19 protein-coding genes and 1 pseudogene are annotated in these 20,619 nt (G+C 72.0%); 13 read left to right on the top strand and 7 right to left on the bottom strand.

The window, feature by feature from the left end:
• Nucleotides 1–64: 64 nt before the first annotated feature.
• The 3 genes from K4B79_RS21745 to K4B79_RS21735 all read left to right on the top strand — a co-directional run bounded on the left by K4B79_RS21745 (nt 65) and on the right by K4B79_RS21735 (nt 3,485).
• Nucleotides 65–766 carry a bleomycin resistance protein gene (locus K4B79_RS21745; RefSeq protein WP_232028507.1) on the top strand — a complete coding sequence of 234 codons (702 nt, stop codon included), beginning with the start codon at nt 65–67 and terminating at the stop codon, nt 764–766.
• A gap of 116 nt (nt 767–882) precedes the next feature.
• The gene (locus K4B79_RS48320) at nt 883–2,397 is read left to right on the top strand and encodes an alpha-N-arabinofuranosidase (protein ID WP_232028506.1); all 1,515 of its coding nucleotides are present in this window, start codon (nt 883–885) and stop codon (nt 2,395–2,397) included.
• A gap of 68 nt (nt 2,398–2,465) precedes the next feature.
• Entirely contained in the window at nt 2,466–3,485 is a 1,020-nt protein-coding gene (locus tag K4B79_RS21735; protein ID WP_232028505.1) for a LacI family DNA-binding transcriptional regulator, read from the top strand.
• A 57-nt stretch (nt 3,486–3,542) separates the two neighbouring features.
• Here K4B79_RS21735 and K4B79_RS21730 read toward each other — a convergent pair whose 3' ends face one another.
• On the bottom strand, nt 3,543–5,111 hold the full coding sequence (locus K4B79_RS21730; protein ID WP_232028504.1) for a GntT/GntP/DsdX family permease: 1,569 nt from the start codon (nt 5,109–5,111) through the stop codon (nt 3,543–3,545).
• A gap of 237 nt (nt 5,112–5,348) precedes the next feature.
• Between K4B79_RS21730 and K4B79_RS21725 the strand changes: the two genes are divergently transcribed.
• The 5 genes from K4B79_RS21725 (at nt 5,349) to K4B79_RS21705 (ending at nt 11,086) form a co-directional block, all read left to right on the top strand.
• A complete protein-coding gene (locus K4B79_RS21725) occupies nt 5,349–6,986 on the top strand; it encodes a sensor histidine kinase (RefSeq protein WP_232028503.1) in 1,638 nt (545 codons plus the stop codon).
• On the top strand, nt 6,983–7,696 hold the full coding sequence (locus K4B79_RS21720; RefSeq protein ID WP_232028502.1) for a response regulator: 714 nt from the start codon (nt 6,983–6,985) through the stop codon (nt 7,694–7,696). Before K4B79_RS21725 ends, K4B79_RS21720 begins: the two co-directional genes overlap by 4 nt.
• 223 nt (nt 7,697–7,919) lie before the next feature.
• Nucleotides 7,920–8,279, top strand: a complete 360-nt coding sequence (locus tag K4B79_RS21715) for a hypothetical protein (RefSeq protein WP_232028501.1) — start codon at nt 7,920–7,922, stop codon at nt 8,277–8,279.
• A gap of 411 nt (nt 8,280–8,690) precedes the next feature.
• Nucleotides 8,691–9,989 (top strand): multidrug effflux MFS transporter, encoded by a 1,299-nt coding sequence (locus K4B79_RS21710; RefSeq protein WP_232028500.1) that lies wholly within the window; start codon nt 8,691–8,693, stop codon nt 9,987–9,989.
• 68 nt (nt 9,990–10,057) lie between these two features.
• Nucleotides 10,058–11,086, top strand: coding sequence for a hypothetical protein (locus tag K4B79_RS21705; protein ID WP_232028499.1), 1,029 nt, complete (start codon nt 10,058–10,060; stop codon nt 11,084–11,086).
• Nucleotides 11,087–11,124: 38 nt separating this feature from the next.
• Here the strand turns inward: K4B79_RS21705 and K4B79_RS21700 are convergent, their stop codons facing one another.
• Nucleotides 11,125–11,580 carry a MarR family winged helix-turn-helix transcriptional regulator gene (locus K4B79_RS21700; RefSeq protein ID WP_232028498.1) on the bottom strand — a complete coding sequence of 152 codons (456 nt, stop codon included), beginning with the start codon at nt 11,578–11,580 and terminating at the stop codon, nt 11,125–11,127.
• Between the two features lie 222 nt (nt 11,581–11,802).
• A complete protein-coding gene (locus K4B79_RS21695; RefSeq protein ID WP_232028497.1) occupies nt 11,803–12,258 on the bottom strand; it encodes a nitroreductase family deazaflavin-dependent oxidoreductase in 456 nt (151 codons plus the stop codon).
• Nucleotides 12,259–12,573: 315 nt separating this feature from the next.
• On the opposite strand from K4B79_RS21695, the gene K4B79_RS21690 reads away from it, so the two are divergent.
• On the top strand, nt 12,574–13,101 hold the full coding sequence (locus K4B79_RS21690) for a DUF1062 domain-containing protein (protein WP_232028496.1): 528 nt from the start codon (nt 12,574–12,576) through the stop codon (nt 13,099–13,101).
• A 97-nt stretch (nt 13,102–13,198) separates the two neighbouring features.
• Here the strand turns inward: K4B79_RS21690 and K4B79_RS21685 are convergent, their stop codons facing one another.
• From K4B79_RS21685 to K4B79_RS21670, 4 genes are read right to left on the bottom strand one after another with little or no spacing between them, the layout of a single operon-like run.
• Nucleotides 13,199–14,050 (bottom strand): ABC transporter permease, encoded by an 852-nt coding sequence (locus K4B79_RS21685; RefSeq protein WP_232028495.1) that lies wholly within the window; start codon nt 14,048–14,050, stop codon nt 13,199–13,201.
• 11 nt (nt 14,051–14,061) lie between these two features.
• Nucleotides 14,062–14,967 carry an ABC transporter ATP-binding protein gene (locus K4B79_RS21680; RefSeq protein ID WP_232028494.1) on the bottom strand — a complete coding sequence of 302 codons (906 nt, stop codon included), beginning with the start codon at nt 14,965–14,967 and terminating at the stop codon, nt 14,062–14,064.
• Nucleotides 14,964–15,314, bottom strand: a complete 351-nt coding sequence (locus tag K4B79_RS21675) for a transcriptional regulator (protein ID WP_232028493.1) — start codon at nt 15,312–15,314, stop codon at nt 14,964–14,966. Before K4B79_RS21675 ends, K4B79_RS21680 begins: the two co-directional genes overlap by 4 nt.
• Complete coding sequence (locus tag K4B79_RS21670) at nt 15,311–15,817, bottom strand: hypothetical protein (RefSeq protein ID WP_232028492.1); 507 nt, start codon at nt 15,815–15,817, stop codon at nt 15,311–15,313. The genes K4B79_RS21675 and K4B79_RS21670 overlap by 4 nt, the downstream gene beginning before the upstream one ends.
• Before the next feature lie 333 nt (nt 15,818–16,150).
• On the opposite strand from K4B79_RS21670, the gene K4B79_RS21665 reads away from it, so the two are divergent.
• The 4 genes and pseudogenes from K4B79_RS21665 (at nt 16,151) to K4B79_RS21645 (ending at nt 20,612) form a co-directional block, all read left to right on the top strand.
• A complete protein-coding gene (locus K4B79_RS21665) occupies nt 16,151–17,785 on the top strand; it encodes an ABC-F family ATP-binding cassette domain-containing protein (RefSeq protein ID WP_232028896.1) in 1,635 nt (544 codons plus the stop codon).
• 83 nt (nt 17,786–17,868) lie between these two features.
• Nucleotides 17,869–19,481: pseudogene (locus K4B79_RS47850) on the top strand (ABC-F family ATP-binding cassette domain-containing protein).
• An 84-nt stretch (nt 19,482–19,565) separates the two neighbouring features.
• Nucleotides 19,566–20,129, top strand: coding sequence for a CGNR zinc finger domain-containing protein (locus K4B79_RS21650; RefSeq protein WP_232028490.1), 564 nt, complete (start codon nt 19,566–19,568; stop codon nt 20,127–20,129).
• A gap of 267 nt (nt 20,130–20,396) precedes the next feature.
• Nucleotides 20,397–20,612: a hypothetical protein gene (locus K4B79_RS21645; RefSeq protein ID WP_232028489.1), complete on the top strand. Its 216-nt coding sequence runs from the start codon at nt 20,397–20,399 to the stop codon at nt 20,610–20,612.
• The last annotated feature ends 7 nt before the right edge of the window (nt 20,613–20,619 follow it).

Here is a 20,619-nt window from a genome sequence, read left to right as displayed (position 1 = left end):
GTCCAGCACACGCCGGGCCGAAAAGACCCTCCCCAGCTAATCAACTTTGACTAATCTAGCGGCCATGAGCGAGAAGACCATTCCGATGCTGCCGTGCCACGCCCTCCAGCCCGTCCTCGACTTCTACACCGCGCTGGGGTTCGAGGTGACCTTCCGGCAGAACAGCCCCAATCCCTACGCGGTCGTGGAGCGCGCCGACATCCACCTGCACTTCTTCGGGATGAAGCGGTACGAGCCGGCGCAGTCCTACAGCACGTGCTACATCCGCACCGACGACGTCGACCGACTGCACGAGGACTTCCGGTCCGGCCTCAAGACGGCGTACGGAAGCATCCCGACCCGCGGCCTGCCGCGCATAGGGGCGCTCAGGGACACCTCGCACGGCGTCCGGCAGTTCCTCATGACCGACCCGGGCGGCAACTGCCTGCGCGTCGGGCAGCCGACCAGCCCCGACCAGCGCCACCGGCCCGCACCCACGGAACCCTTCGCCCGCGCCCTGCACCACGCCTCCCTCTTCGCGGACTCCCGGGACGACCCGGCCGCCGCCGCGAAGATCATCGACCGGGTGCTGCGCGGCGAGGACGCGCCGCCCGCTCCCGTGCAGTTGTTCCGCCTGCTGGTGCTCCGGGCGGACGTCGCCGGGCGCCTGGGCGACGAAGGGACCGCGACGTCCGCGCTCGCGAGAGCCGCCGCGACCCCGCTCACCGCGCAGGAGCGGGAGTCGTTGCGCGACGAGCTGGAGCGCCTTGAGGAGCTGAGGTGCTGAAGCCCGCCCCCGGGGATGCGGCGCCCTTGGGTCTCGACTCGCACCCAGGTCTTGACTCGGGACCCGCCCGGAGGTGATTTTTATCGATACAAACAACCTCACCCAGGAGCGCCTACGTGCCGGACGCCACCGCGGTCATCAACCTCGACATCGAGGGCCCGACGATCAGCCGACACCTCTACGGCCACTTCGCCGAGCACCTCGGCCGCTGCGTCTACGGCGGTTTCTGGGTCGGCGAGGACTCACCGATCCCCAACGAGGGCGGCATCCGTCTCGACGTCGTCGAGGCCCTGCGGGCCCTGAACATCCCCAACCTGCGCTGGCCGGGCGGCTGTTTCGCCGACGAGTACCACTGGATGGACGGCATCGGTCCCCGCGAGCAGCGCCCCCGGATGGTCAACACCCACTGGGGCAACGTCGAGGAGAACAACCACTTCGGCACCCACGAGTTCATGGCCCTGTGCGAACTCCTCGGCACGGAGCCGTACATCAGCGGCAACGTCGGCTCCGGCACGGTGCGGGAGATGAGCGAGTGGGTCGAGTACCTCACCCGCGACGGCGACAGCCCGATGGTGCGGCTGCGCAAGGCCAACGGCCGCGAGGAGCCCTGGCGGGTGAGGTTCTGGGGCATCGGCAACGAGACCTGGGGCTGCGGCGGCAACATGCGCGCCGAGTACTCCGCCGACCTGGCCCGGCAGTACGCCACGTACTGCCGGGACCACGGCGACAACAAGCTCTACCGCATCGCCTCCGGCGCGTCCGACGCGGACTACGCCTGGACCCGCACCCTGATGGAGCAGATCAACTGCTTCGGCTGCGAGGCCACCCCGCGCACCTTCTTCCAGGGCATCTCCGTCCACCACTACACGCTCTCCGGCCCCTGGGAGGCCAAGGGCAGCGCGACCGGATTCGACACCGACGACTACTACCGGACGATGGTCTCCGCCCGGAAGATCGACGAGATCCTCACCGGCCACTCCACGGTCATGGACCTCTACGACCGCGGCCGTACGGTCGGACTGGTCCTGGACGAGTGGGGCACGTGGTGGGACGTGGAACCGGGCACCAACCCGGGTTTCCTGTTCCAGCAGAACACCCTGCGCGACGCGCTCGTGGCGAGCACCCACTTCGACATCTTCCACAAGCACGCCGCACGCCTGTACATGGCCAACATCGCCCAGACCGTCAACGTCCTGCAGGCGATGGTCCTCACCGACGGCGACGCGCTGGTGCTGACCCCGACGTACCACGTGTTCGAGATGAACAAGGGCCATCAGGACGCCACTTCGCTCGCCGTCCACCTGCGCGCCCAGGGCGTCCGCCGTGTCGGGGACGCCGAGTTGGAGACCCTGTCCGCCTCGGCGAGCGTCAAGGACGGGAAGGTACTCGTCTCCCTGTCCAACCTGGACGCCGAGGAACCCGCCGAGGTGACGCTCGACCTGCGCGGCGGCGGAATCGGCGAGCCGACCGCCCGGCTGCTGACGGCCGACACGCTCCAGGCCCACAACACCCCGGACGCCTCGGCGGCCGTCGCCCCGCGCCCCTTCGACGCCCTGAAGATCACCGACCGGGGCCTGACCCTGACGCTGCCGCCCCACTCGTTCGTCACCGTCCAGGCACCGCTGGTCTGATCCGTCCGGGAGGTTCCTCTCCGATAATGGTGCCGGGCGATCTCGGCACCGCAGACCCGGGGGTGATCATGGCGACGATCCAGGACGTGGCGAAGGCGGCCGGCGTCTCGGCGATGACCGTCTCCAATGTCATCAACGGCCACCCCAACGTGCGCGAGACGACACGGGCGAAGGTCCTCGATGCGATGGCCCGGCTCGGCTACCGCGTCAACGTCTCCGCCCGCAACCTCCGCAAGGGCCGCACCGGCACCATCGGTCTGGCCGTGCCCGAGGTGAACCGCCCCTACTACGGCCGGCTGGCCGCCGCCATCGTCAACGCGGCCGCGCCACTCGGCCTGCACGTGAGCATCGAACAGACCCGCGCGCGACGGGAGAACGAACTGGAGGCCCTCTCCCTGTCGCGCAACCGCATGTACGACGGCCTCATCCTCAGCACCGTGGGCATGGGGCCGGCCGACGCCGACTGGCTCAAGGTGGACCACCCGGTGGTCATCCTGGGCGAGCGGATCTTCGGCGGGCCCGTGGACCACGTGGCCATGCCCAATGTCGAGGCGTCCCGGGCGGCGACGCGGCACCTGGTCGAACGGGGCTGCCGGCGCGTCGCGTTCCTGCGCGGGTCGGTGGGCGAGGACGTCGACGTGTCGAGCCTGCGCCGGACCGGCTACCGGCAGGCGCTGAAGAGCGCCGGTCTGCCCCTGGATCCGGGTCTGGAGCAGTGTCTGACGTCGTTCACCATGGCCGAGGGGGCCCGGTGCGCCCGGCGGATGGTCGAGAGCGGACTCGACTTCGACGGCGTGTTCTGCGTGACGGACACCGTGGCCATGGGCGTGCTGCGCGGCCTGGCCGACACCGGGGTGCGCGTGCCGGAGCAGGTCAAGGTGATCGGCTTCGACAACATCGAGGAGAGCGAGTTCCTCGTCCCCGCGCTGTCCACCGTCGATCCGGACCACGACACGATGGCCGAGCGCGCGGTCACCCTCCTGGCCCGCCGGATCGAACAGCCGGACCTCCCGAGGGAGCCGGAGGAGTTCGTCGGCCGGTTCTCGGTGGTGGTCCGGGAGTCCACCGGCGGCCACCGGCGCCCCTGAGCCGACTCGCGCTGACCCGGGCGACCCTGAGCCGACTCGCGCCGCGCCATCCGTCGGTCAGGACACCACGGCCGTAAGCGCGAGGATGGCGCCGAGGGACGTCAGGGACAGCAGCGTGTGGGAGACGGTCCAGGTGCGCAGGGTGCCGCTCACGGTGAGCCCGAAGTACTCCTTGAACATCCAGAACGAGGCGTCGTTGACATGCCCCAGGAAGGCCGCGCCCGAGCCGAGCGCGAGGGCCAGCAGAGCCGCGTGGGTGGAGTCCAGACCGTGCGCCAGCGGACCGATGATGCCGGCCGCGGCGACGGTGGCCACCGTGCCGGAACCCGTCGCGGTGCGCATGAGCGCGGCGACCAGCCAGGCCAGCAGGATCAGCGGGATGTGCAGATGGGTGGCGGCCCGGCCGATCGCGTCGTTGACGCCGGAGTCATGCAGCGCCTGGGAGTAGCCGCCGCCCGCTCCGACGATGACCAGGACGCCGGCGATCGGCGTGAACGAACGCGACAGCGTCTCGTGGACCTGCCGGCGCGAGGCGCCCACCGACCAGCCGAAGGTGAACAGGGCCACCAGTACGGCGACCAGCAGGGCGACGACCGGGGTGCCGAGGAACTCGATCGCGCTGAGCAGCCCGCCGCCGGCCCAGTGGAAGGTGTCGCAGGACGCCTTGAGCATCATCAGCGCGAGCGGCAGCAGGATCGTCGCGAGCGTCACCGAGAAGCGCGGCATACGGCGGTTGTCCCCGGGCAGTCCCGCCCCGCCGTCGCCGGTCTCGCGAACCGCTCGCGGGGGCTCGGCCACGGCCGTGCCCGCGGCGGCCACGGCGCCCGCCGGCACACGGGCCCCCGGCCCCGGCATCGCGCCCGCCGGGCCGGACCCTGCCACGCCTGCCGTCAGCGCGCCGCCGGCGGTCCGGGACACCGTGGTGGTGAACGCCTCCAGCGCCGCCTCGGGAGGACTCGCGGTGACCCGCGGCCAGACGTACGCCGTGAACAGGGGCCCGACCACGACGGCACAGGGGACGGCGACGAGCAGGCCGTAGGCGAGGGTGAGGCCGATGTCGGCGTGTACGGCGGTGACGGCGACCAGGACACCGGGGTGCGGCGGTATCAGGGCGTGCACGGTGGCGAGGCCGGCCATGGCGGGGATCCCCACCCGCAGCACCGGCTGCTCGGTGCGCCGGGCGAGTTGCAGGACGAGCGGGACCAGCATGACGAAGCCGACCTCGAAGAACATCGGCAGGCCGACGACGCACGCGACGGCGGTGACGGCCCACGGCAGGTGTTTCGGCCCGGTGAGGCGGGTCAGTGTCGTCACGATCTGGTCGATGCCCCCGGAGTCCGCCATCAGGCGGCCGAGAACCGCGCCGAGGACGATGAGGATTCCGACCTTTCCGGTGGTGTTGCCGAGACCGGTGGTGAAGGAGTCCGCCGCTTTGTCCAGGCCCGCTCCCGACAGCAGGGAAACCGTGAAGGCGCCGAGCATCAGGGCCAGGAAAGCGTGGACTCTCGCCCAGCTGACGAGGAGGACGACCACCACGATGGAGAGGCCCACCAGGGCCAGCAGCCAGGTGTCGTGGCCGGACCAGGGCACGCCCGTGGAGGCCGCCTTCGCGGACTGTGATGCCAACGCTGCCATCATGCGCATTCAGCTTTCCCTAGTTTCCGGGACGGGGACCCGGGACCTTTTCGCGAACGCGTTCCGCCGAATGCCCCGGGAATTCTGCCGGGCACCGTACGCAGAAAGGAACCCGCGCCACCAGAGGCGTAACGGTTGCGTTAATTGATGGAGCCGGAAATCTTTCCGCGCATTCTGCTCGTTTTGCGCACGGCCCGATTTCGGTGTGCGTGCTTATACGCTACTGCCATGTCCCGTTCCCGGATCGCCACGCAGGCGCTGCTCGCCCAGGTCGTCGTCCTCGTCGTCGTCCTGGGCGCCGGATTCGCGGTGACGGCACATCTGCTGCGGCAGTCCGCCGAGCGGCAGTACGAGCAGCGCGCGCTCGCGGTGGCCAGGACCGTCGCCCAGAACCCGGTCCTGGCGCGGCGGGTCTCCGCCGGGTCGGATCCGGGCGGCGAGGTGCAGCGCACGGCGCAGGCGGTGCGGCGGCGCACCGGCATGCTCTTCGTCGTGGTGACCGACCGGAAGGGGATCCGCTGGTCGCATCCGGACTCCGCCGAGGTCGGCAAGAAGGTCAGTACGCCGCCCACCGCGCTGGACGGCCACGAGTCGGTGTCCATCCAGCGCGGCACGCTCGGCGACTCCGCGCGGGCCAAGGTCCCCCTGCGGAGCGTGGACGGCTCGGTCGTCGGCGAGGTCAGTACGGGCGTGCGGGTCAGCACGGCGTTGCGGGCGGCCGTTCCGCTCGTGCGGGAGCAGGGCGCGCTGTCGGCGGGGGCGCTGCTGATCGGCGTGGCCGCGGCGGTCCTGCTGGCCCGGCGGCTCAAACGGCAGACCCTCGGCCTGGAACCGGCGGAGCTGACCGAGCTGGTGCGGGAGCAGCAGGCCGTCCTGCACGGGGTGGGCGACGGGGTGGTCGCCGTCGATCCCGCGAACCGGGTCACGGCGTGCAACGAGGAGGCGGCCCGGCTGCTCGGCGGCCCGGTGGCGCCCGGTACCCCGCTCGACCGGGCGGAGCTGCCGGCGGCGGTGCACCGCGCCCTGGCGGGGCGTCAGGAGCTGCGCCAGAGCGTGGCGGTGGTCGGGCCCCGGCTGCTGGTGCTGACCGCGCAGTCGGTGCGGCGCGAGCAGGAGGACCTCGGTCATGTGCTGACCCTGCGGGACCGTACCGAGGTCGACGAGCTGGAGCGGGAGCGGTCGGCGCTGCGCGCGTTGTCGGACGCCCTGCGCGCCCAGGCGCACGAGTACACCAACCGGCTGCACACGCTCGCCGGCATGCTCGGCGCCGGAGACATCACGGAGGCACAGGCCTATCTGCGCGAACTCGCCGCCGCCCCGCTGGCCACCGAGGGCCGCGACGGCGCCCGGATCGCCGACCCCTACCTGCGCGGGCTGCTGGCGGCCAAGACGGCGACCTCCTCCGAGCACGGCGTACGACTGCGCCTGGACGAGGACTCCTACCTGCCGGTCCGGCTCACCGAACCGCTGGACGTGGTCAGCGTGATCGGCAACCTGATCGACAACGCCGTCCGGGCGGCGCGGGGCGGCCGTCGGCAACCGGCCTGGGCGGAGCTCGGTGTGCTGGCCGAGGGGGATACGCTGCACGTGGCGGTGGCCGACAGCGGCGACGGGGTCCGGGCCGAGGACGCCGAGCGGCTCTTCCACCTCGGGTTCACCACCCGGCATCCCGAGGAAGGCGCCGGCCACGGCATCGGGCTCGCCCTCGCCCGCCAGCTGGTGGCCAAGCACGGCGGCGAACTGCGCCTGGGCCAGGCCGGTGGAGACGAGCACGGCGCCGTCTTCCTGGCCCGCATACCCGGCGTACTGGAGCGCCGGCCGCCCGCCGGGACGGAGCGGGCCGGAACCCACGGAGGCGAACAGTGATCAGGGTCCTGGTCGTGGACGACGACTACCGCGTCGCCGAGATGCACGCCCGCTTCGTCACGGCGACCGACGGGTTCACCGTCGTGGGCACCGCGCACTCCGCCCTCCAGGCCGTGGAGCTGTGCCGCGCGCTGCGCCCGGACCTGACCCTGCTCGACCTGTATCTGCCCGACCGCCTGGGGTCGGAGGTACTGCCGGAACTGACCGGTGACGTGCTGATGGTGACGGCGGGCGCGGAGGCCGCCCAGGTGCGGGCGACGCTGAGCGGTGGCGCCATCGGCTACCTGATCAAGCCGTTCGACGACCGCGACCTCAGGGACCGTCTGAGGGCCTACGCCCGCTACCGCACCCAGCTGGCCGCCGACCGGCCCCTGGCCCAGGACCAGGTGGACCGGGCGCTGCGCGCCCTGCACGGCGCCGACCGCACCGGCCGGGTCCGCCACCCGCGCACCACCCCCACCGGCAAGCTCGTGGCCGACACGGTCCGCTCGATGAACGGCCCGCTCACCGCCAGTCAGGTCGCCGAGCACCTGGGCATCTCCCGCGCGACGGCCCAGCGCTACCTGGCCTCCATGGCCGCGGACGGCACCCTGCGCGTCGAGTTGCGCTACGGCGCCGCGGGCCGGCCCGAGCACCTGTACTCGTGGGCCGGTCGGAGTGACCGAACCGACGAGGACCGACCGGACGGACGAGGACCGGGCGCGGCCTGAGGGCCGGGCGCGGCCCCCAGAGGATCGCCAGACCGGGTCCTGCCCGCCGTCCTGCCGAGGGCCGGCGTCGCCCTGACGGGTCCGGCTCAGGGACAGGAGCGCCGCGACGAAGCCCCCGAAGGCCAGGGCCACCCCGACGGCGCAGACGATCATCCCGAGTGCCATCGCGACGATCACGCCGTCGCCGGTGTCGTCGGCGCCGGTGGAGTTCAGGTGCCGGAACATGACCACGAGGGGTACGGCGAAGGCCGCGCCGACCAGCGGCAGCGTCCCGAGCCAGATCAACGGGCCCTTGCGCGCGCTCTTCACGGGGACCGCGTCGGGGCGCCGGGCGAGCAGCGTCCGGGCGATGACGGGTCCATCGGCGGTGTACCCGTCGATCCTGATCCGGGATCCGTCGGTGAACCGCACCGCACAACGGAAGTTCCGGCCCAGGCTCCGGGACAGGCGCACGTACGGGATCTCGGCGGGCGCCTCGCCCGCGGCGTCCGGGGCGGCGCGCACCACGGCCACCTGCTCCCAGGTCCAGCTTCGGACCCTGCCCGGCCTGCGGTGCGCGAGGCCGTTCTCGTACAGCTCGTAGGTCTCGCCCCGGCCGCCCCGCAGGGCGCGGGTCAACTGGAGCGCGGCGATGGGCAGTCCGGCGATCGTGGGGATCACCGCGATGCCGAGCAGCTTCCCCACGACGAAGTCCGGGCGGGCGATCAGGACGGCCATGAGGAGGACGCCGCCGAGGCCGAACGCCAGCGCCTTGAGCCCGGTGTTCCAGTACCGCCCGCCGGCCACCGGGTGGGTGCTGAGCAGACGGCCGAGCCGTTCGTCGACCGGTTCCGACGTGACCACCACGGTCTTCCTCCACCCCATCGGCAGCGCGTCACCAAGGACGTACGCAGTGTGGCACCGCTGCTCGGGACCGGTCCCGGAAGGCAAAAATTTGCTTGCGTACGTAACTTTTAACTTGCGTGCGCGAGTAATCAATCGTAGAACGGGAGGCATGAAGCACAGCGACCAGCCCGGTCCCCTCACCGCGGACCCACGGGCCGCGGAGCACGCAAGACCCTCCGCACCGCCGGGCCCTGGCGGGTCCAGGGCAGGCCTGCTGCTCGTCCTGGGCCTGCTGACCGCGGCCGGCCCGCTGGCCATCGACATGTACGTGCCGGGCTTCCCCGCGATGGGCGCCTCACTGCACACGGGCGGCTCGGCCGTCCAGCTCACCCTGACGGCGTTCCTGGCCGGAGTGGTGGTCGGGCAGCTCGTCATCGGCCCGCTCAGCGACGGTCTCGGCCGCCGCCGGCCGTTGGTCGCCGGCTGTCTCGGATTCGCCCTCGCCGCGCTGGCCTGCGCGCTGGCTCCCGGCGTCGAGGCACTCGTGGCCGCGCGCTTCGTCCAGGGTGTGGCCGGCGCCGCCGGCATGGTGCTCGCCCGGGCGGTGATCCTCGACCGCTTCCACGGCCATGACGTGGCCCGGTACATCGCCCTGCTCGGCCAGATCCTGTGCGTGGCTCCCGTCGTGGCACCGGTCATCGGCGGCGGGATCATGGCGGTCTCGTCGTGGCGGGCCGTGTTCCTGGCGCTCTGCGTGATCGGTGTGCTGCTGGCCGTCGGCGTGATCGTCGGCGTGCCGGAGTCGCTTCCGCCGCGGCGGCGACACCGCGGCGGTCTGCCCGGCACGTTCCGCGCGATGGGCCACCTGGTGCGCCACCGGGCCTTCCTGGGGCACACGCTGGTGCTGGGCCTCAGCTCGGCGGCGCTCTTCGCCTACATCAGCGGCTCCAGCTTCGTCTTCGAACGCATCCACGGCCTGTCCGCCGGCATGTACGCGGTGGTCTTCGCCGTCAACTCCGCCGGCCAGCTCGCCGCCGGTACCGTCTTCTCCCGGCTGGCCCACCGCGTGCGGATGAACACCCTGCTGACCTGCTCCGTCGCCCTGGCCACGGGGGGTGCGCTCGCCCAGGTGCTGCTCACGGCCACCGTGGGCGAGAGTCTCACGGCGGCCTGGATCACCCAGTTCGTGACCGTGGCCGCGTTCGGCACCACCGTCCCGGCCGCCATCACCCTCGGACAGCACCTCGGCCGCACGGCGCCCGGAGCGGCCTCCGCGCTCCTGGGCGGCCTCCAGTTCCTGTGCGGCGCGCTCGCCTCCTCACTGGTCGGGCTCTTCGGGCAGGCCAGTTCGCTCCCCATGGGCCTGATCATGCTCGGCGCCCTGGTCCTCTGCGCGCTCGCCCTGCTCACGCTGGTCCGCCCCTGGCAGGGCCACGGCGAGGTCACCTCCCACCGGGCCTCCCGGTGAACAAGCCACCGGCGCACGTTCCCACCCCTCCCGCGCCGGCCCCTCCCCACCCACGGAATCGAGCTCTCATGAAGGACAACGCCGGAGCCGGTCGCGGAACCACACGACGCCATCTCCTGCGCGGTGCCGCCGTCGGCGCCACCGCTCTCACCGCGACCTCACTCCTCTCCCCCGTCGAGGCGTGGGCGGCACCACGAGGACGCGGCGGCTCCCAGTACGTCGAGGGCGTCGACGTACTGCCCGACACCTCCCACGCCACCCGGGCCCTGGCCGCGCACATCCGCGGCTACTACCAGGCCAAGAGCGACAAGAACCTCGACTGGCAGATGTCGTACTTCTCCCGCACGCGGTTCACCTACATCGACGCGATCCTCGGCTGGCACTGGTACGCCTGGAAGGACATGCGCGACGCGCTGGCCGGGTGGTACCCGACCTGGCCGAAGGACAGCAGGTCCTACCCCACCCGGCTGCTCGGGGACACCACCAGCGCGATCCTCGTCTTCACCGACACGCCGGGCATGTTCGGCCCCGGCCAGGTCCGCAACTTCGGCGCGGTCGACTTCGGCCCCGACGGCAGGATCGAGCGCTGGGTCGACTACTGGGACGCCCGTCAGTTCGGCGTGGCCGGCTGGCGGAAGGAGGAGGAACCCCCCGCCCAATGGCCCTCCGACTTCCGGCAGTCCACCGTCGGGGAGACGGCCTCACCCCTGATGCGGCGCGTCGCCACCGGGCTCGCGAACGCCCTGCGCAGCGGCGACATACCCGCCGCCATGCGGTTCTTCGCCACGGACGCCGTCTACGAGGACGTACCGGCACACCTCCAGATCACCAGCCGCTCCAGCATCCAGACCTTCCTGACCAAGGCCGCCGCCCTGCTGCCCTACGTCGGCGCCGGCACCGGCGTGCGGCACGTCCTGGGTAACGACACGGGCGGAGGCTACGAATGGACCGCCGCCGACGGTCCGGTCCCGCGCGGCATCACCGCCCTCGAACTCGACCCCTGGGGCAGGATCGAACGCCTCACCGCCGTGTGGAACGGGGCCTACGCCGACGCCTCCCTGCTCACCGGCCTCGCGGCGAAGACCGTCGAGCAGTGACACCCGGTGGCGTCGTACGGCGCGAAGAACCGTGCGGCTCAGTCGTTCTGCGCGATGCGCTGGAAGGCGAGGGCGAGTCTGCCGAGGTCGATCCCGTCGAGCTGGTCGAAGAAGTGGCGGCGGACGCTGGCGATGTGGACCGGTGCCGCCTGCTCCAGGCGGGCGAGACCGGCGTCGGTCAGTACGGCGTTGACGGAGCGGGCGTCCAGGACGGACTGCTCGCGCCTGACCAGCGCCTCGGACTCCAGGCGCTTGACCGTGCGCCCTATCGCCGACGCGGACTGCTGGCACAGCTCGGCCAGATCGCTCAGCCGCATGGTGCGCTCGGGTGCCTCGGACAGGAACATCAGCGCGATGTACTCGGCGTGGCTCAGCCGTAGAGCCCTCTGCAGGTCGTCGTCGAAGTCCCGCATCAGGGCCGCCATGGCCGGTCGCAGCGCCCGGATCAGGTGCTGCTCGTCGGCGGTGAGGCGGACGGTGTCGTCTTCGCGCATGGCGCGAGTGTAGACATGCTTACTGGCGCAAGCAAACAGATATGGCCTGCTTCCCCCACTCGCCCTTCACCACGGCGGGCGTGAGATTCGCGCTCCCCGACCGCCGCCCCGAGCCGACGGCCACGACGGCCGCCGCCGGCTCGGGGCGTGCGCTGCGTGCCGCGGATCTCCTCGCTCGACGGCGTCGGTCGTGGGGCAGCCGCCGATCCGCGGCGGACCCGCTCAGTGGGGGCCGTCCAGCGGGGTGAGCAGGACGACCGGGATCTCGCGGTCGGTCTGGCGCGCGTAGTCGTCGTAGAGCGGGAAGATGCCCACCATCCGAGCCCACAGGGACGCGCGTTCGGCCGGGGTGGCGACGCGGGCGCGGGCGGTGAACCGGCGGGTGCCGACCTGCACCCCGACATCGGGGTCGGCCTCAAGGTTCATGAACCACGCCGGGTCCTTGTCGGCACCGCCCTTGGAGGCGACCACGACGTACTCGGCGCCCGAGGTGCCGTAGATCAGGCAGGTGCGGCGCGGTGTGCCGGTCCGGCGTCCGGTCGTGGCGAGCACGAGGGTGTGTACGCCGTTGTTCTCATGACCTTCGGTGCCGCCCGAGGCCAGGTACGTGCGGGTGTGCTCGGCGACCCAGTCCCACTGCGAGTCGGTGGCGCGGTCGAGGTCCTCGGCGATGGCCATGGCGGCTGTCCTTCCGGTACGTGACGGTGCGGCCACGCCGGCCGCGTCTGCCCCTGGGACGGAGCCGCCCCGCCGGTCTCGACATCCCGTACGCGCGGCTTCCCACGAGGCGCTCGAAAACGAGTGGAACAGCGCCGCCGGCCGCCCTTACCGTGTGGCCGAACCGAGTCGTCCAGGAAAGGACGTGCCGTTGTACACCGTGTGAGACCTCCCGAGAGCTGACTCGTCGCGCGTCGCACGTGTGCGCCGCGCTGCTTTTTGCTGCGGACTTCTCACTGAAACCGGTGTACTTCTGTGCTCGAAAACTGGGTGGTCATGCCCACCTGCCTGCCGCTCGTTCTCCGGCGTTGCCACGCGTGCGCGTCCGGGCGCTTCCGGACCGACGGAAAATTCCGTGTCAACGCGAACCACAAGCTCCTCGACGTCTGGCTCCTCGCGCTCTGCACCGGCTGCGGGACGACAACGAAGCTCACGGTCCTGGAGCGGATGAACGTGCGGTCCGTACGACCCGGGCTGCTGGATCGGCTGCACGCCAACGACCCCGGCCTGGCGGCGGAACTGCTCCAGGATCCGGTGGTACGGCGTCGTAATCGCATCGCCCTCGACTGGGACGGCGCCTGGCGCCTCGACACCGGCGGAACGGGCCATCTCGACCGCGAGGTGATCGACGTCCGGGTCCGCTTCGCGGCGCGGATTCCGGTCCGGCCGGTGCGCGTGGTCGCGGAGGGGTGCGGTCTGTCACGGGCCGCCGTCGACCGGTTGATCAGGGAGGGGAAGCTCGTTTCGGCGGTCCGGCTGACCGGCAGACTCTCCGGCGACTTCACCTTCACGCTCAAGCGCTGAGCCCTTGGTGGGACCGGGGGCCTGTCCGGCAAGACCTGCCGGACAGGCCCCCGGTCGCGTCCCCTCCCGCTGTCGGCGGCCAGGTCCGCCGGACCCGTCACCCGGGCAGCGCGCCGCTCTGTTCCGCCTTGCGGTGGCGTGCGGCCAGGCGGGAGCCGGACTCGCGGCGGGCGGATCGACGGAGCAGGGGCACCGCGAGGAGGAAGCCGAGGACCGCCCAGGCCGTCAGGACCAGGGCCACCAGGGGCAGTTCCCAGGCGCCGGCCGCCTCGGCGGTCCGTGCCGCGTCCGGGAGCAGCGCCGAACGCAGACCCTGCGCCATCCACTTGAGCGGGAAGACCGCGGCCACCTGCTGGACCGGCACGGGCAGCGAGGTGAACGGGAACACCGTCCCGGAGATGAACAGCAGCCCCATCACCGGCAGCATGATCAACGCCAGCGCCTCGCGGGGATTGGGCAGCACGGCGCCCACGGCCGCGCCGAGCGGTACGACGGCGAGCAGCCCGAGCGTGGTGACCCACAGCAGTGTCAGCCAGCCGCCCGGACCGTGCGGCAGGGGCCCGTCCACCAGCAGCGCCGCGGCCGCCAGGAGCAGGGCCAGGGTGCCGAACGCCATGGCGACCACCAGCAGGCACTTGGCGACGAGGTAGGCCGGTATCCCGCCGGGTGTGGCGCGCAGCCGCAGCAGGGTGCCCTCCTCCCGCTCGGTGACGAGGATCTGCGGGAGGTTGATCAGCCCGACCTGGAACAGCAGGTAGGCGGCGAAGCCCGCGATCATCAGGTGGGCCATCGGGGTCCGGGTGCCGGGCACGTCGTCGCCGACGTAGGCGACGACGACCAGCACGACGACCACGTTGGTCAGATGGCCGGACATCTCCTTGCCGTTGCGCAGCAGGTGCCGCAGTTCGATGCCGCCGCGCTGGAGCCCGGCCCGCCAGGTGTTCGTCATGGGTGTCCCCCTCATGCGGCCGGCACCTCCTCGTGCGCGGCCCCGTCGGCTCCGGCGGCCTCCTGGTTCACCATGTGCAGGTAGGTGTCCTCCAGCGTCGGGCGGCGCACCTCCAGGTCGGGGATCGGGGAGTCCGCGAGCCGGTGGAGTTCCCAGACCAGCCGGGAGGGGTCCTCGGTCCGTTCGCGCCGGGGCGTCCCGTCGTCGGCGGTCCAGCGGACCTCGGCCCGGGCGGCGGCCCGCCGGGCCAGTTCCGCGGGTGTGCCGCAGGCCCGGATCCGGCCGCCGACCAGCATGGCGATCCGGTCGGCGAGCCGCTCGGCCTCCACCAGGTCGTGGGTGGTGAGCAGGACGGTGACGCCCTCGTCGCGGGCCAGTCGTTCGACCAGGACGTGGAAGTCGTGCCGGGCCTCCGGGTCGAAGCCGGTGGTCGGCTCGTCCAGGAAGAGGAGTTCGGGGCGGCCGACGATGCCGAGCGCGACGTCCAGCCGTCGACGCTGACCGCCGGAGAGCCGGTCCACCCGCTGGGCGGCCTGGTCGGTGAGGCCGACCAGATCCAGCAGTCCGGCCGGGTCGCGCGGGTCGACGTAGTACGTCGCGAAGTGGGTCAGCAGTTCGCCGACCTGCCAGCGGCGGTGGTCGCGCCAGGACTGCAGGACCAGTCCGATCCGGCCCCGCCAGGCGTCGTCGCCGCGCTCCGGGTCCGTGCCGAGGACGCTCACCTCGCCGGCGGAGCGCCGCCGGAAGCCCTCCAGGATCTCGACGGTGGTGGTCTTCCCGGCACCGTTGGGGCCGAGCAGCGCGAAGACCTCGCCGTGGTGGATGTCCAGGTCGACGCCGTGCAGGACGTCGATGTCGCCGTACGTCATCGTCACGTCGCGCGCGCGGACGACCGGCAGGGTGTCCCTCGGTGTCATCGGCCTGCCCCCGAGTGGTGTCGCCGTTCCGACGGTGTGTCGTCCGCCGGGCGGCCGGCGCCCTCCACGATCGCCCGGAGCGCCGCGACGTGCCCCTCGAAGGCGGTGCGGCCGCGGTCCGTCAGCCGCACCCTGGTGCGGCGGGTGCGGCCGCCGCCCTCCTTGTGGAGCTCCAGGTATCCGGCCTCCTCCAGGGTGTGCAGCTGCTTGGAGAGCGCGGAGTCGCTGAGCGAGAGGCTGTCCCGGACGAACGCGAAGTCCGCCCACTCCGTCGCGGCGAGCAGCGCGACCACCGACAGCCGGGTGGCGGGATGGATCAGCTCGTCGAACCCGGCGGGGGTGCTCATCGACCCGTCGCCTCGTCGACCGCCGGTTCGCCGCCGCTACGCACCGAGTCCGCCGCCCAGCGGTTGGCCGGACCGAGGGAGAGCAGGTACACGGCCACCGCGGCCGTGGCCTGGACCGGGCCGGCGCAGACCGGCGCCAGTGACTCGGTCAGGTGGTCGGCCAGCACGATCGTCCCGCCGACCAGGACCGCCACCGCACCGAACGCGGCCCACATACGCCCGGTGCAGCGGGAGCGGTGCAGTTGCATCCGGGTCCTGCGGCCGTTCCTCACGCACAGCGCGCCCAACAGGCCGACGTAGACGGTCATGAACAGCCCGACGCCCCACCAGGGCGGGTCCATGCCCACGCCGGTCAGGAACACCCACATGAGCGCGGCCGTGCCGTAGGCCGTGCCGCGTCCGCCGGACGCGGTGCGCTCGAACTCGTCGTAGACCCGCTCCTGGGGCACGCGGATGCGCTGGAGATCTTTCCATGCCTGTTCGGCGTCGACCGGCGTACTCATGACTCTCGCTCTCCCGTCCGCGTTCGACTTTCCCAGGAGGAAAGTTACCTTTGACTTTCCTGGTGGGCAAGTCGGATCGTCGCGGTCGACCGTCCGTCACACGTGGCCACACGTGGCAAGCGGGGTGGTTGTTAGGATGTCGGCGACGTTGTTCGTGTATCGAGGAGACACAGACGTGGTGGGTGACGACGACATCTCCGGGTGAGATCCGGATCTGACGGCCACCGGACGCGCCGAGGAGCGCCGCCGATGTGGCCGGTTCGTCGTACCCCTTTGCCCATGTCAGTCCAGGGCGGGACGCTGTCCGCCCACCGCCTTCTCGAGGTCATCTCCATGTCCGACGCCGCCATCGTCTGCTCGAACCTCTCCTTCGCCTGGCCGGACGACACCCCTGTCTTCCACGACCTGTCGTTCTCCGTGGCCGGCGGCCGCACCGGTCTGGTCGCCCCCAACGGCTCCGGCAAGAGCACCCTGCTCAAACTGATCGCCGGTGAACTCAAGCCCGCCACCGGCTCGGTGACCGTCGGCGGTACTCTCGGCCACCTCCCGCAGAACCTGCCCCTGACCGGTGACCTCACGGTCGCCGAAGTCCTCGGCATCGCCGCGGTGGTCCGCGCCCTGGACGCCGTGGAGTCCGGGGACGTCTCCGAGGAGCACTTCACCGTCATCGGCGACGACTGGGACATCGAGGAGCGCACCCGCGCCCAGCTCGACCGCCTGGGCCTGGCCGGCCTCGCCCTGGACCGCCGCCTGGACACACTCAGCGGCGGCCAGGTCGTCTCGCTCGGCCTCGCCGCCCAACTCCTCAGGCGCCCCGACGTCCTGCTGCTGGACGAGCCGACCAACAACCTCGACCTCGACGCCCGCCACAAGCTCTACGACGTGCTGTCCGACTTCAACGGCTGTCTGCTGCTGGTCAGCCACGACCGCGCGCTGCTCGACCGCATGGAACGCATCGCCGAACTCGGCCGCGACGAACTGCGCCTGTACGGCGGCACCTTCACCGCGTACGAGGAGGCCGTGCGCGCGGAGCAGGAGGTCGCCGAGAAGAACGTCCGCAACGCCGAACAGGAACTGAAGCGGGAGAAGCGCGAGTTGCAGCAGGCCCGCGAGCGCGCCGAGCGCCGGGCGAGCAATGCCGCCAAGAACCTCAAGAACGCCGGCCTGCCCAGGATCTTCGCCGGCACCATGAAGCGCGGCGCCCAGGAGTCCGCGGGCCGGGCCGGCCAGATGCACGCCTCCCGGGTCGGCGAGGCCAAGGCCCGCCTGGACGAGGCCGGACGCGCCCTGCGCGACGAGCAGCGCCTCACCGTGGACCTGCCCGACACCCAGGTGCCCGCCGGACGCACCCTCTTCCTCGGCGAGGGCATGCAGGTCCGCCTCGGAGACCGGCCCGTGTTCGCCGAAGGCGGCGTGGACTTCAGTGTCCGGGGCCCCGAGCGCATCGCCCTGACCGGGCCCAACGGCGCCGGAAAGACCACCCTGATGCGTCTGGTCACCGGCGAACTCGCCCCCGACGGCGGGGAGATCAAACGCAACGACGGCCGGATCGCCTATCTCTCGCAGCGCCTGGACCTGCTGGACCTGGATCGGACCGTGGCGGAGAACTTCGCCGCCTTCGCCCCCGAACGGCCCGAGGCGGAGCGCATGAACCTGCTCGCCCGCTTCCTCTTCCGTGGCCCGCGGGCGCACCTGCCGGCCGGCGTCCTCTCCGGCGGTGAACGGCTGCGCGCCACCCTGGCCTGCGTCCTGTGCGCCGAACCCGCCCCCCACCTGCTCCTGCTGGACGAGCCGACCAACAACCTCGACCTGGTCGGCGTGGGCCGGCTGGAGGATGCGCTCAACTCCTACCAGGGCGCCTTCATGGTGGTCAGCCACGACGAGCGGTTCCTCGCCGAGATCGGGGTGAGCCGCCGCCTGCGGCTGGCCGACGGAACACTCACGGAGACGGGAGCCCTCGGGGTGTGAGCCGCCGGCATGTGCAGTGGCCCGTGTCCGCGGCCGTGTTCCCGGCGGGCCGATCACCGATCACACACATGTGAGGGACAGCTGTGCCCCAGCCCGCTCTGCTCGCCCACGACCTCGTCCGCGACCTCGGCGGCCGCCGCGTCCTCGACGGCATCTCCCTGACCGCCTCCCCCGGCCACCGCATCGGCCTTATCGGGGAGAACGGCGTCGGCAAGTCCACCCTGCTGCGGGTGCTCGCCGGCGTGGACGAACCCGACGCGGGACACGTCACGCGCCCCGCCGAACTCGGCTTCCTGCACCAGGAGTTGCCGTACGACGCGGACGCGACCATCGCCACCGTGCTGGACGACGCGCTGCACGAGGCCCGGGCGGACCTCGCCGAACTGGAACGGCTCGGCGCGGAACTGGCCCGTGTCCCCGAGGACGCCCCCGGCCACCCGGAACTCCTCGACGCCTACGGCAGGCGCCTGGAGCGCGCCCAGGACCGCGAGTCCTGGGACGCCGACCGCCGTGCCGTCCTGGTGCTGGAGGGCCTGGGCCTCGGCGGTTTCGGACACGACCGCACACTCGGTTCGCTCTCCGGCGGGCAGCGCGGCCGGCTGGCCCTGGCCGCGCTGCTCGTCCGACGGCCACCGGCGCTGCTGCTGGACGAGCCCACCAACCACCTCGACGACGGCGCGGCCGCCTTCCTGGAGGAGCAGCTCCGCGCCCTGCCGGGGACCGTGGTGCTCGCCGGCCACGACCGGGCCTTCCTCGACGCCGTCTGCACCGACCTGATCGACCTCGACCCGGCGGTGGACGGCCCGGTCCGCCACGGCGGCGACTACACCGCCTACCTCGCGGAGAAGCGCGCCGAACGGGAGCGCTGGGAGCGGCGGTACGCCGAGGAGCAGGAGGAACTGGAGGAGCTGCGCCACTCCGCGGGGGTCACCGCGCGCCGGGTCGCCCCGGACCGGGGCCGCGCGACAACGAGAAGATGGGCTACGGCCACCGGGCGGGCCGGGTGCAGAGCCAGATCTCCCGCCGGGTCCGCAACGCCACCCGGCGGCTGGAGGACCTGGAGCGCACCCAGGTCGCCGAACCGCCCCGGCCGCTCCGGTTCGCCGCCGGGGACCTCGCCGCACGGGCGACGGAGAGCCCGGGGCCCCTGGTGTCCCTGGGCGGCGTACGGGTGCCCGGCCGGCTGGAGCTGGACGCTCTGGAGGTGTCGGCGACCGACCGGCTGCTGGTCACGGGCGGCAACGGGGCGGGCAAGTCCACGCTGCTCGCCGTGCTCGCCGGACACCTCCCGGCCGAGGGCGAGGTGCACAGGCAGCCCGGTCTGACGGTGGGGCTGCTCACCCAGGACACCGCCTTCGAGCGGCCCGACCGCACGGTCCGCGACACCTACGCGTTGTCACTGGACCCGGAGCGGGCGGAGAAGGTGCCGCTGGGCTCGCTCGGTCTGATGCACGAGGCGGACCTGGACAAACCGGTCGGACAGCTGTCCGTGGGGCAGCGCCGCCGGCTCGCACTGGCGCTCCTGGTGGCCCGTCCGCCGCAGCTGCTGTTGCTCGACGAACCCACCAACCACCTCTCACCGCGCCTGTGCGACGAACTGGAAGCGGCCCTGGGTGCCGGTCCGGGTGCGATCGTGGTCGCCAGCCACGACCGCTGGCTGCGCCGACGCCGGCAGGGCCGCGAACTCCGCCTGTGACGGCGAGGCGCTCGCGGCCGTCGGCACTCCCTGGAACGGTGACGAGCCTTGCGTTCCCCGGCAGTCACCTGTCAGGATGGTGATGTGAATCTTGACCATGTTTTCGTCTGCGGGCATCCCGCCCTCGACTTCGCGGCCACTCTTCGTGCCCGGCGCTCGACCCGGTTCGAGATGTTCGTGACACCGGAACGGCTGAACGCCTGGTACCTGGAGTCCGGACTCGTGGACACGATCACGCCGGGCGGGGAGGACGACGTCCGCGAGGCGATCAGCGTGCGCGAGGCCGTCTACCGGCTCGTCACCGACCGACGCCTCGGCGAGGAGTTCGACCCGGACGCGCTCGACGTGGTCAACGCCGCCGCCCGCAAGACCCCCGTGACGCCTCAGCTCACCCCGGCCGGACGCCTCACCGAGGCGACGCCCGACCAGGCCCTGGCCACCGTCGCCCGACAGGCGGTCGAACTGCTCAGCGGCCCGGACGTCCCCCTGATCAAGGAGTGCGGCAACCCCGAGTGCACCCGGGTCTACATCGACCGCTCCCGGGGCATGCGGCGCCAGTGGTGTGGCATGGAGTCCTGCGGCAACAAGATCAAGGCCGCCGCCTACCGCGCCCGCAAGAAGACGGCGACGCCGGTGGGACACGGATAAGGTGACACCCATGGGAAACACACGTTCGACAGGGGCGACGGGCTTCAGGTAGCCCGCCAGGAGATACCTGGCGGTTGCCGCGAACGGAGTCCCGTGTCACGCACCGCCCACCATCCGCCCCCTGCACGCGGCCGGAGGACACCCGGCCCCTCATCGAGAAGGCCCTGGCGTTCCGTGGTCCTCCATGACCTCCGGTACAGCGCACAGAGCCTCACCGACGCGGCACGAGAGTCCAGAAGGCCTCGACCTCGCCCGGTCCGCCGCACGGTGGACGTCTACTCCTTCCCTCGGTACCAGCAGGACCGCTCCGTCGCCGTGTGGTCCGCACTGGAGGAACGCCGGGCGCGACAGCGACTCCGCACCCAAGTAGGCACTCTGCTGCGGCTGCTGAACTCCACCACCGACGAACTCGCGCTCGATGCCGCGGACGCCGTGGACATACCTCCGGCGCGCCATCGGCGCGGCTCGCTCTGGCTCGCGTAGGCGGGCG

The sequence above is a fragment of the Streptomyces lincolnensis genome (assembly GCF_021173675.1).
In the GTDB taxonomy this organism is placed as follows: domain Bacteria; phylum Actinomycetota; class Actinomycetes; order Streptomycetales; family Streptomycetaceae; genus Streptomyces; species Streptomyces lincolnensis_B.
Note: the sequence above shows the minus strand (reverse complement) of the source record. Positions and strands in the feature narration are given on the sequence as shown.

Bases quoted from the DNA above. Each gene is read 5' to 3' on its own strand.
- K4B79_RS21745 (WP_232028507.1), top strand. From the start codon at position 65: ATGAGCGAGAAGACCATTCCGATGCTGCCGTGCCACGCCCTCCAGCCC.
- K4B79_RS21735 (WP_232028505.1), top strand. From the start codon at position 2,466: ATGGCGACGATCCAGGACGTGGCGAAGGCGGCCGGCGTCTCGGCGATG.
- K4B79_RS21725 (WP_232028503.1), top strand. From the start codon at position 5,349: ATGTCCCGTTCCCGGATCGCCACGCAGGCGCTGCTCGCCCAGGTCGTC.
- K4B79_RS21715 (WP_232028501.1), top strand. From the start codon at position 7,920: ATGACCACGAGGGGTACGGCGAAGGCCGCGCCGACCAGCGGCAGCGTC.
- K4B79_RS21710 (WP_232028500.1), top strand. From the start codon at position 8,691: ATGAAGCACAGCGACCAGCCCGGTCCCCTCACCGCGGACCCACGGGCC.
- K4B79_RS21705 (WP_232028499.1), top strand. From the start codon at position 10,058: ATGAAGGACAACGCCGGAGCCGGTCGCGGAACCACACGACGCCATCTC.
- K4B79_RS21700 (WP_232028498.1), bottom strand. From the start codon at position 11,580: ATGCGCGAAGACGACACCGTCCGCCTCACCGCCGACGAGCAGCACCTG.
- K4B79_RS21695 (WP_232028497.1), bottom strand. From the start codon at position 12,258: ATGGCCATCGCCGAGGACCTCGACCGCGCCACCGACTCGCAGTGGGAC.
- K4B79_RS21690 (WP_232028496.1), top strand. From the start codon at position 12,574: ATGCCCACCTGCCTGCCGCTCGTTCTCCGGCGTTGCCACGCGTGCGCG.
- K4B79_RS21685 (WP_232028495.1), bottom strand. From the start codon at position 14,050: ATGACGAACACCTGGCGGGCCGGGCTCCAGCGCGGCGGCATCGAACTG.
- K4B79_RS21680 (WP_232028494.1), bottom strand. From the start codon at position 14,967: ATGACACCGAGGGACACCCTGCCGGTCGTCCGCGCGCGCGACGTGACG.
- K4B79_RS21675 (WP_232028493.1), bottom strand. From the start codon at position 15,314: ATGAGCACCCCCGCCGGGTTCGACGAGCTGATCCATCCCGCCACCCGG.
- K4B79_RS21670 (WP_232028492.1), bottom strand. From the start codon at position 15,817: ATGAGTACGCCGGTCGACGCCGAACAGGCATGGAAAGATCTCCAGCGC.
- K4B79_RS21665 (WP_232028896.1), top strand. From the start codon at position 16,151: ATGTCCGACGCCGCCATCGTCTGCTCGAACCTCTCCTTCGCCTGGCCG.